The 9,924-nt window shown below is 69.2% G+C and carries 10 protein-coding genes; 4 read left to right on the top strand and 6 right to left on the bottom strand.

Annotated features, from left to right (window positions below; translation table 11 throughout):
* Positions 1 to 109: 109 nt before the first annotated feature.
* The gene (locus ACLL9L_RS17510) at positions 110 to 631 is read right to left on the bottom strand and encodes a DUF1622 domain-containing protein (RefSeq protein ID WP_411285933.1); all 522 of its coding nucleotides are present in this window, start codon (positions 629 to 631) and stop codon (positions 110 to 112) included.
* A gap of 7 nt (positions 632 to 638) precedes the next feature.
* Here ACLL9L_RS17510 and ACLL9L_RS17505 point away from each other — a divergent pair, with 7 nt between their 5' ends.
* Positions 639 to 1,538 (top strand): DUF2515 family protein, encoded by a 900-nt coding sequence (locus ACLL9L_RS17505; RefSeq protein ID WP_411285932.1) that lies wholly within the window; start codon positions 639 to 641, stop codon positions 1,536 to 1,538.
* 358 nt (positions 1,539 to 1,896) lie between these two features.
* On the opposite strand, the gene ACLL9L_RS17500 is transcribed toward ACLL9L_RS17505, so the two are convergent.
* Positions 1,897 to 2,523, bottom strand: a complete 627-nt coding sequence (locus ACLL9L_RS17500) for a hypothetical protein (protein ID WP_411285931.1) — start codon at positions 2,521 to 2,523, stop codon at positions 1,897 to 1,899.
* Positions 2,524 to 2,626: 103 nt separating this feature from the next.
* On the opposite strand from ACLL9L_RS17500, the gene ACLL9L_RS17495 reads away from it, so the two are divergent.
* The gene (locus ACLL9L_RS17495; RefSeq protein ID WP_411285930.1) at positions 2,627 to 3,862 is read left to right on the top strand and encodes a cation:proton antiporter; all 1,236 of its coding nucleotides are present in this window, start codon (positions 2,627 to 2,629) and stop codon (positions 3,860 to 3,862) included.
* Here ACLL9L_RS17495 and ACLL9L_RS17490 read toward each other — a convergent pair.
* From ACLL9L_RS17490 to ACLL9L_RS17475, 4 genes are all read right to left on the bottom strand, one after another.
* Positions 3,799 to 4,086: a zf-HC2 domain-containing protein gene (locus tag ACLL9L_RS17490; protein WP_411285929.1), complete on the bottom strand. Its 288-nt coding sequence runs from the start codon at positions 4,084 to 4,086 to the stop codon at positions 3,799 to 3,801. The two genes, ACLL9L_RS17495 and ACLL9L_RS17490, sit on opposite strands and share 64 nt — an antisense overlap.
* Complete coding sequence (locus ACLL9L_RS17485) at positions 4,083 to 4,703, bottom strand: RNA polymerase sigma factor (RefSeq protein WP_411285928.1); 621 nt, start codon at positions 4,701 to 4,703, stop codon at positions 4,083 to 4,085. Before ACLL9L_RS17485 ends, ACLL9L_RS17490 begins: the two co-directional genes overlap by 4 nt.
* Positions 4,704 to 4,789: 86 nt before the next feature.
* Positions 4,790 to 5,506 (bottom strand): flavodoxin family protein, encoded by a 717-nt coding sequence (locus ACLL9L_RS17480; protein ID WP_411285927.1) that lies wholly within the window; start codon positions 5,504 to 5,506, stop codon positions 4,790 to 4,792.
* A 36-nt stretch (positions 5,507 to 5,542) separates the two neighbouring features.
* Positions 5,543 to 7,480: a thiamine pyrophosphate-binding protein gene (locus ACLL9L_RS17475; RefSeq protein ID WP_411285926.1), complete on the bottom strand. Its 1,938-nt coding sequence runs from the start codon at positions 7,478 to 7,480 to the stop codon at positions 5,543 to 5,545.
* Positions 7,481 to 8,940: 1,460 nt separating this feature from the next.
* Here ACLL9L_RS17475 and ACLL9L_RS17470 point away from each other — a divergent pair.
* Positions 8,941 to 9,486 (top strand): IS110 family transposase, encoded by a 546-nt coding sequence (locus tag ACLL9L_RS17470; protein ID WP_411285925.1) that lies wholly within the window; start codon positions 8,941 to 8,943, stop codon positions 9,484 to 9,486.
* The coding region (locus ACLL9L_RS17465; protein WP_411285924.1) for a transposase at positions 9,470 to 9,924 on the top strand (455 nt) is incomplete at its 3' end. The genes ACLL9L_RS17470 and ACLL9L_RS17465, both read left to right, overlap by 17 nt.

The raw sequence follows: 9,924 nt of genomic DNA, 5'->3' as shown, positions 1-9,924 counted from the left end.
GATCAGCCACTTCCCGGACCCGCACCCATGACGCTACCGGCCACCACGGCCCCTGCGAAGCCCCGTCCGGGGCCGGCTCCCCAGCAGATGCGCCGACGCGCCGGAGCCGTCAAGGTGGAGCGCCCCACCAGACGAACGACCTCGACGGCGACAAGCGCCGGCGCACACTCCAAAGAGCTGATCCCGACCCCTTGACAACAGAGGGGCACCGAAAAGACGCACCAATCGGGCGCGCCGCCAGTGGTCGCGACTTCCAGAAATTCAGACCTTCCGTGGGGTCCTGCGCCACCAGGATGTTGGAACTGCCGTACGGTCCCGGCCGACCAGGGCCGACCTCATCGCCTCTCCGGGTTGGCCGTTCGGATTTGTGCTCGTGACGAGGCCATAGCCCGGTGATCTCCAGCTTTGGCGGGAAGCTGAGGAACGTTCGGATAACCACGATCAGCGCATGGATCGCAGTGCTGGTCAACCTTGGCAACGCTGCCAGAGTTCGGATGACGTCCCCGGCGACTAGCCGCGTCGGCGGTTCGTCAGTACTGGGTCGGGGTGTCACCGGCCGGCAGGGTGCACACTGAGTCGGACGTCTTGCGCCCCGACACTGCGCCCGGCGGTAAGGGAGGTGGCCGACCATCGGAGCCATGGAGCACACGGACCCGAACGGACTCCCGGACACTGTAGCGGGATGGCGTTCCGCGGCCGACTCCCTGCTGAGTCCGCCGTGCTGCACCTTCCACCGCAACGTGGAGATCTCCTCCCGCTACGCGTGGCTCTACACGCAGCAGCCGACCTGCTTCAAGTGGGCTGGCATGGCCGCGATCGCCTCCCACCACGCCCGCCTGGTGCTGTTCCCCTTCCGTCTGGACGCTGACCGGAGCGGCTACGTGGACCTCCCCCGCAGTCTGAGTCGCCGGCGGCTGCTGACGGAGGACGCGCACCGGATGCGCGAGGTCAACAACGCGATCTATGCCGACATCTTCTGGGTCCACCTGGCCTACCTCGCTGCCGCAGACGGCGTGGAGGACCTGCGGCGGCTGCTGGGGCCGCACCGCGAGTATGCCGGGCTGCTGTCCGCCTTCGAGACGATCGACTGGGGTCGCGCGGTGCTGTCGGACGAGGGGTCGACGGCAGCGGCCCGACGGGAGGCTGCCGACCTGGTCTGGGCCGGCAACCTCGCTCTCCTGGAGCACGAGCAGCGTGTCGTGGTGCAGCCGCTCTTCGACCGTCTGTCGGGCACCTTCGCCCGGCTGGTATCGATGGGCTCGACGACCACTTTCGAGGTGCGCGGCCTTCGACGGGAGGTCAGGTACTTCACGTCGTTCTCCGCGTACTCGCTGACTGCCGGGCTGGGTGACGCGCTGCGGACCCGGACGGTCCCGAGCATGGCGCGGTTCGACGACCGTTGGCGGTGGCTCGAGACCAGCGTCGTCCCTCGGTTCCGACGCCTGGACGCCGACCAGGACCTGGTGGACCGGACGCTCGGCCGCGTCGTCGAGGAAGCCAAGCGTTACGCCGACAGGCCCTGCCTCGTCCCGACCTGACCACCCGGACCTGGCTTCATGACCGTCCGGCACGCCGCGAACCTCGGACAGCCGTAGCTCGTCCCTCCCCGCCTGACAGGTAGCCGGTTGCACAGGCCGGTAACGCGGTAATGTGGGTGTCGGCCGGGACGAGGTACTCGAATTTCGCGTAGGCGCGGGGCAGGTAGCAGCGGGTAATTGAGCACGAGCGCGCGGGTCGTGTCGGAGACCGTTGTGACCGGCAAGCACGCCGCACACGCGTCGCCGCGCGGGCTGATGTGACGGGCTACCGCAATCATCTGCGTCTAGTCATAGCTGACGCTGATTCGATGTGGTGTGGGGTGGTCGGCGCTGACGATCCAGCCGACGAGGTGGGCCATTAGTTCCGTCGATGCTGCCTAGCGTCGGTGAAGAAGTCGCGTAGCTCGCTCACGTCTGCGAATGAGGTCATGGGTTGCACGGTTCCGAACGGGGCGTTCCAGTACGGGTCGTCGGCCGGCACGACATCGACACCGACGTAGGCGTAGGGCTCGCCCAGGTAGCCGTCACCGGGTGAAACGCCGTAGTTGATGTTGTCGAGGCGGATGCCGACGTCGAAGTGCTCAGGCCACAGCACCGGTTCGAGGTCCGGCGCGAGCAGTCGCAGTGCGGCGTCGCCGTGGGCGAAGGCGTCGGCGATGACGCGGGCCGCCTGGGCGTCGACGTCGAGCGGCTCGTCGGCGCTCACCTGCCCCCCGTCGCCGTAGACGTCGACCGGGGCGCCCGCCTCGATGCCGACCGAGGCGGCGAGGTCGCGGGCGGTGGTCCCGGAGAGGGGATGGGCGATGCCGGCGCGCAGCAGGTCGGTGCCGACGACGGCGAGCGACGGCTTGGACACGGTGCGGAAGCCGCCTGGCGAGACGCGGAGCTCGATCGTCCGGCTGCTGCGGTGTTGTGGGCCGGCGAGTACGTGTTCGGCCACGGCGTGCAGAGCATGACGGGTGCGGATGAGGTCCTCGTTCGGCACAACACGTCTCCTTCGGTCTCGCGGTGGGGTCGAACTGCAGTCTGCTGGGCACGGGCCCGCGTTACAGGTGAAACGTTCGGAGCCCGATCGAGACTGAACCTGTATGCCCGAGGTCTCGTTCGACAACCTGCTCGTCATCTCCGTCATCGCGGTGCTCGCTCCGCTGCTCGCCGGGGCCGCGCCTCGACTGCGGATCCCGGCCGTCGTCCTTGAGATCGTCGCCGGGATCGTCGTCGGCCCGACCGGGTTCAACTGGGTGAGGGTCGATCTCCCGGTGCAGATCCTGGCCCTGTTCGGGCTGGCCTTCCTGCTCTTCCGCGCCGGGCTCGAGATCGATCTCATGCGGCTGCACGGACAAGCACTGGCCTTGGCTACGGGTGGTTACGCCGTCACTCTCGCACTCGGCCTGGCCGTCGGCACGGGGCTGCACGCGCTCGGCTGGGTGCAGCAGCCGCTCCTGATCGCGGTCGCACTGTCGGCGACCTCGCTCGGCCTGGTGGTGCCGGTGCTGAAGGACGCCGGGAACAGCCAGACCGCGGTAGGCCAGACCGCGATCGCCGCCGCCACCGTGGCCGACTTCGCCGCCATCGTCGTGCTCTCGTTCTTCTTCTCGACCTCGAACGGGAGCCCGGGGGCGAAGGTCGTGTTGCTGATCTCGTTCGCCGCGCTGATCGTCCTGACCGCAGTCGTCGCGGTCCGGGCCGGGCGGTCGATGCGCATCGGCGACCTGCTCCTCGGTCTCCAGGACACGACGGCCGAGATCAGGGTGCGCCTCGCCGTCCTCCTGCTGGTCGCGTTCGTGGCTCTCGCGACCCGTTTCGGTCTGGAAAGCATCCTCGGCGCGTTCCTCGCGGGAGCGATCGTCAGCCTCGTCGACCGCGACTCGTCTTCCCACCCGCAGTTCCGCGGCAAGCTTGAGGCCATCGGCTACGGCTTCGTCGTGCCGGTGTTCTTCGTCAGCTCGGGTATCCGGCTCGACCTGACCGGCCTCCTGCACAGCCCCGGGGCGCTGGCCCGGGTGCCGGTCTTCCTCGCCGCGCTGCTCATCGTGCGCGGGGTCCCGGCCCTGCTGGTGCGGCGCACGCTCGGTGGCCGGGCAACGGCCGCCGTTGCGCTGCTGCAGGCCACGTCGCTGCCGTTCCTGGTGACCGCGACGCAGATCGGGCTGGTGCTGGGCACGATCTCGTCGGTCACGGCTGCGGCCCTCGTGTGCGCCGGGCTGCTGTCGGTGCTGATCTTCCCACCGGCTGCCCTGGCCCTGCTGAACGGCGGCGCTCAGTCCGGTCCCGGCTCGTCCGAGCGTCCGGAGCGCCAGGAGCGGAACGCGTCCATGAGCTGACCGCGGGCCGCGGGCGAGAGTGAGTCCAGGGTGACGCGACCGAGCACCCGGGTCGAGTCGCGGATCTGGTCGAGGTAGCGGGAGCAGCCGGGACACCCGGCGACGTGTTGCTCGAAGCGCGCGCGGCTCCTGGCGTCGAGCAGGTCCTCGAGGTAGTCGGTCACGAGCTCGACGAACTCGCGGCAGGTGATGCCGCCGAAGTCCACGTCGTCCCAGCCGCTCACGAGGCCGCGCCGAAGTAGGTGGCGAGGGCCTCGCGGATGCGGGCCCGGCCTCGGTGGAGCAGGACGCGCTGGTTGGCCGCGGTGAGGTCGAGCATGGCGCAGACCTCGGCGGAGCCGTAGCCGTCGACGTCGCGCAGGCAGACCACGATGCGCTGCTGGCCGGGGAGGCGGGCCAGCTGGTGGCGCACGAGGTCGAGCGCCTCGCCCGACAGCAGGCTGCGCTCCGGCGACTCGTGCCATGGCACCGGGAACCGCACCCAATGATCGGGCCACGGGGCTGCAGCCGACTGGAAGCGATCGGGATTCACCGCCGGCTGGTCGACAAGGTGCATGTCGACGGGTGTGCTGCGCTTCTCCCGCACCCCGCGAGTCTTGGCGATGTTGACCAGCACGCGGAACAGCCAGGTCCGCAGGCTGGAGCGACCCTCGAACCTGTCGATTCCCAGCAGCAGCGCGAGCCAGGTGTCCTGCACGACGTCCTCGGCGACCTCACGCGAGGTGACGTACGTGCGAGCGACCGAGAGCATGGACGGGCTGTACCGATCGACGAGGTCGGCAAAGGCGCGCTCGTCACCGCCTCGCAACAGGGCGACGAGTTCGTCGTCGGGAATGCTCACCTGCACCTCCGGCGCACACCCTAGCGGCGCTGGAGTGCACCGGAGAAGGGCTCGGCGCGGGCTGTCCCCGACACGTAAGGCCCGGGTCAGCGGTACTCGGGGTTCTCGTAGTCGAAGCGACATCCGGCGTCCCATTCCGAGCGCTGGTTCCCATACGCGGGAATGCCGCCCGCGTCTTTAAGGATGCGGGCCAGGTGGATGAGGTTCCATGTCATGAACGTGGTGTTGCGGTTGGTGAAGTCGTTCTCCGGGCCACCCGAACCCGGGTCGAGGTAGGACGGGCCGGGCCCGGCCTCACCGATCCACCCGGCATCGGCCTGCGGCGGGATCGTGTAGCCGATGTGCTGCAGGGTGTAGAGGACGTTCATCGCGCAGTGCTTGATGCCGTCCTCGTTACCGGTGATGAAGCAACCGGCGACGCGTCCGTAGTAGAGGTACTGGCCGGCGTCGTTGAGCAGGTGCGATCCGCCGTAGAGCCGTTCGTGGACCTGCTTCATGATCGAGCTGTTGTCGCCGAGCCAGATCGGCCCGGCGAGGACGAGGATGTCGGCCCCGAGGACCTTTGCGAAGATCTTCGGCCAGTCGTCGGTGGCGGCGCCGTGCTCACGCATGTCCGGCCAGACGCCGGTGGCGATGTCGTGGTCGATCGCGCGCACGATGTCGACGCCGATGCCGTGTTCGCGCATGATGTGCGCGCTGGCGTCGACGAGGCCCTGCGTGTTGCTCGGCTCGGGCGATCGTTTGAGGGTGCAGTTGATGAACAAGGCCGTGAGGTCGCGGTAGTCCGGCAGGGTGGCGGTCATCGTGGTCCTTTCGCAGGGATCGGCGTTCAGCGGTATCTAGATCAGCTGCGCGTCCTGCTGGACGCAGAGCAGAGCGGGTCCGTCACTGGTGAAGAGCTCGACCAGGGCCGCGTCGAGCTGCTCACGGTGGTCGACGCGGATACCGGTAGCGCCACACACACGTGCGTACTCGGCCCAGTCCGGGTTGTGCAGCGCGGTGTGCCACACAGGCAGGCCGGCGGCCAGCTGCTCCTTGCTGATCTTGCCGAGTGAGTGGTTGTCGAGCAGCAGGTGCTTGATCGGGATGCCGTACTTCACTGCCGTCAGCAGCTCGGCGCTGTATTGGCCGAAGCCCCCGTCGCCGGTCACGGCGAGGATCGGGCGTCCGGGCGCGGCGGCCCACGCGCCCAGTGCAGCCGGGTAGCCGAACCCGATCGAGCCCAGATAGCCCGACATCAGCACCGGCTGGCCCGCCGATTCCAGGTAGCGACCGAGTGAGTACGCGTGGTTACCGACGTCGACGGTGATCACCGCGTCGGCGGGGAGGTGGCGGGCGAGCGCGTCGAACACCGCCGCAGCCGACACGCCTTCACCACGGTCGTCGGCGACTCGGCGCGTCTTCTCGGCCCGCCAGATCGCCCACCGCTCGGCGACGTCACCGCGCTGGTCCTCCGCCTTCGCCTCACCCACGCACACGTCGAGGGCGGCCACGGTGAGCGCGGCGTCGCCGAGCAGGTGCGCGGCGACCGCGTCGAAACGGCCGATCGCCGTGTGCGCGTCGTCGATCTGCACGACGGGCTTGTAGGCCGCGATGCCCGTGTGATTCGAGAACGAGGCACCGACCACGACGAGCAGATCCGACTCGTTCATCAACCAGCTTGCCACCGGGGTGCCGCTGCGCCCCAGGACACCAGCGCCGAGGGGATGCGTGTCCGGGATCAGCCCCTTGGCCTTGAACGTGGTCAGCACCGGGGCGCCGAGGCGCTCGGCCATCGCCCGCACGTCATCGGCGGCGTCCCGGGCGCCGTGTCCGACGACGAACACCGGACGCCGCGCGCCGCGCACCAAGGCGGCCGCACGCTCCAGCGACTCGGGGTCAGGCAGGATGCGCCGCGCGGTGAAGCGCCCCGCCGGGCCGGCGGCCGTCTGCGCGCTGGGCAGCACCTGCACCTCGTCCGGTAGCACCAGATGCGCGACGCCGCGGCCGTCGATCGCGCGCTTGACCGCGAGGGCGGCCAGTTCGGCGTGGTCGCTGCCTGCCAGCACGACCTGCGTCGAGACGGCGACATCGGCGAACACGCTCGACAGGTCGAGGTCCTGGAAAGCGCCCCGCCCGCGGACCGACGACGGCACCTGACCCGACACCGCAACGACCGGTGCCCCGTCCAGCTTCGCGTCGTAGAGCCCGGTGAGCAGGTTGGTCGAGCCGGGACCCGCGATCGCGAAGCACATCGCCGGTCGGCCGGTGAGCTTGCCGTAGGCACTCGCCGCGAAGGCCGCCGCACCCTCGTGCCGGATGCCGATATAGGTGATCTCGCCCCGCTCCTCCGCTCGGCGCAGCGCGTCGGCGAAGCCGAGGTTGGAGTGCCCCACCATGCCGAAGACGTGGGTGATGCCGAACGCCACGAGCGTCTCGACCAGGGTGTCGGCGACCGTGCGCACCGCGGACAGCAACTCGGGCAGTTCCACGTAGACGCCGTCCGGACGCTCCTCGACCAGGTAGCTCGGCACCGCGTCACTGAAGCCGCCCGGCGGCTCTCCGGTGATCGGGTCATAGTCGTAACCGTGCCACGGGCAGCGCAGCAGCCCCTTCTCGATCGACCCCTCGCCCAGCGGACCGCCCTGATGCGGGCACTTGTTCTCCAGCGCGCCGAGGCGGGTCCCACAACGCGCCAACGCGACCGAGCGGCCGTCGACCTCGACACTGCGCACCCGGCCCTCATCGGGCACATCACCGTCGTCGACCCGATGCCACCGAGAACTCGCACCGGTCATCACTGCCTCCTCTGCCGCCGCACACGTTGCTCTGCAGTATGCGAAGGCGCCTAAAGCGTTACAGCCGATTTCATCCCTGCCCGATGCCAGGGCGGCACCGGCGCAGGAAGATTGGTGATCGGGACTGTCCGACGGACAGCTTCCGACCGACCGTTTCACACAGCTGTGACGGCCACGAACAAGTGGAGGACGTGGACCGCCCGTGGGCAAGATTGCGCCTTCGCCCTTTGTGCGTCGCGCACCGTGGACTGGACCGGATGGGGACTCGGGGTCGTCAAGGCCCCGCCGTGCGCTCGGACAGGCCCCCAGCACGGCTGAGTCGCAGCGCTGCAGCCCTTCGTAGCTTCACGTCCGGGCCCCGCATTCCGGGTGGAGGGGACGCTGGTGAGGCACGACTAGTCAGACGCCGGCGACGCAGGCGGTCAGGAAAGGCACGCCGTGTCGGTCGAGGCTGCCGCGTGGGCGCGGTCGTCGTGCTCAGTGGTGCGGGGGTCGGCTTGGCGGGCGAGGATCTGGGCGTCGCGTAGTGGGACGCCCGTGCCGTTCAGCAAGATTGTGGGTGAGCCAATGAAGCCGCGGCCTCGGCCTGATCCTGGGTGGCGACGATGGTGTGAGTGACCAAACCCTCGACCCCTGCCTCCGCCATCGCAGCCGCGATCAGTTCATCGGCACCTCCCGAGTCGACGAAGGGTGCCCCCGAAGAACCTGTGCTCGTGCCATCTCCCGCGGACAACCTCATCCCGAAGGTTGCGCAGCCTCTCCCGGACGAAGGCCGCGGGCCCTCGCCTCCCGCGATCCTCCATGGCCCAACTTTCTGGTGGACGAAGTGCGCGCATCCCAGACAAAGATGCACCTCGGGGTGGTTGCCGAGATGGATCATTCAGTCCGGAGCATCGGGGCAGCAGCCACAGCACCAGCACCCCACAGCTCCATCGTCATGCAGGTCGATCGAGGTGACCCGTTCTGCACGCATCTAACATTATGCGTCGCCGCTCGCAAGATCCTCCGAGCCTACGTCGCTGAAGGGCCGGTACTTCAGCAACCGCGCCCGTGTTCTCGACGAGAGACCGTAGTCCCGAGCCCCAGGAAGGTGGGCATGGCGGCGCTCCTCCTCGGCTGTCACGCGCCACGTTTGCGACTCGGCGAGCGCGCGAGCTCGTCCGTTCGGGGCTGAATCATCCGGAGACCACCCGCCAGGCCACAGGCTTCCGTCCAGGCACCCGCCCGGCTCGCGGCTACTTGACACTGGTCGTAGGACCGGTGTCCGGCCAGACTCGGTCCAGGTGCTCTGCGGGTCGCTCTTCTTGCGGCTGCCCACCTGCGTGTTGGGTGTGGCTCTACATCGGTTTGCGTTCCCGTCGGGCACCGTTGGTGAGGCGTGGCCCAAGAGGGTCTGCCCTGCTCTCAGTAGCAATGCCCGCCTCGCCGTCCCCATCGGATGCGAGCGGAAGGCGGAAGCCATGAGCACGGTCATCATCGGGGTCGATCCCCACAAGTTGTCGGCAACGATCGAGGTCGTCGACGAGCACGAGAAGGTGCTGACCATGGGCCGGTTCGCCACCGACAAAGCCGACTATGCCGCGATGCGACAGCGGGTCGCGCCCTGGCCCGAGCGGACCTGGGCGGTGGAGGGCAGCAACGGCGCCGGCCGTCCGCTAGCGCGCCGGCTCCTGGCGGGTGGGGAGCATGTGCTCGACGTGCCGGCGAAGCTGTCGGCTCGGGCGCGGATGCTCGACACCGGCCACGGTCGTAAGACCGACGCCCACGACGCGCACTCGGTCGCGGTCGCCGCGGTGCGCGCCACGCCGCTGCGGGTCCTCACGTTCGACCCGCAGGTGGAGGCGCTGCGGATGCTGGCCGACGGCCGCGAGGAGCTCGCCCGGGCCCGGACCCGCACCGCCAACCGGCTCCAGCGCCTCTTGGCCGAGCTGACCCCCGGGCGTGCGAAGAAGGACATCACCACCGCTGAGGCCAAGACCATCGCCGCTGGTGTGCGGCCCCCGTGACCTGGCCGGTAAGACCCAGCCTCGCCTCGCGGCCGAGCAGCTCACCGAGCTCGTGGTGATCGAGAAGAAGACCAAGGCCGCGACCAAAGAGCTCAAGGCCATGGTGCTGTCCTCGGGCTCCAGGCTGATGGACCTCCACGGTCTCGGGCCGGTCGTGGCCGCCCGCACCTTGGCCGACGTCGGCGACGTCACCCGGTTCGCGGACCGCAACCGGTTCGCGTCCTGGACCGGCACGCCACCCCTGGAGGCCTCCTCCGGCGAGATCGTGCGTCACCGCCTCTCCCGGGCCGGGAACCGGCGGATGAATCACATGATCCACATCGCCGCGACCACCCAGATCCGCCTGAACACCGACGGCCGGGCCTACTACCGGCGCAAGCGCGCCGACGGCAAGACCCACCGCGAAGCGATGCGCTGCCTGAAACGGCGGATCTCCGA

This window comes from Lapillicoccus sp., assembly GCF_046595215.1.
Classification (GTDB): domain Bacteria; phylum Actinomycetota; class Actinomycetes; order Actinomycetales; family Dermatophilaceae; genus Lapillicoccus.
The sequence above is the reverse complement of the archived record's forward strand: the minus strand, read 5'-3'. Positions and strand labels throughout refer to the sequence as shown.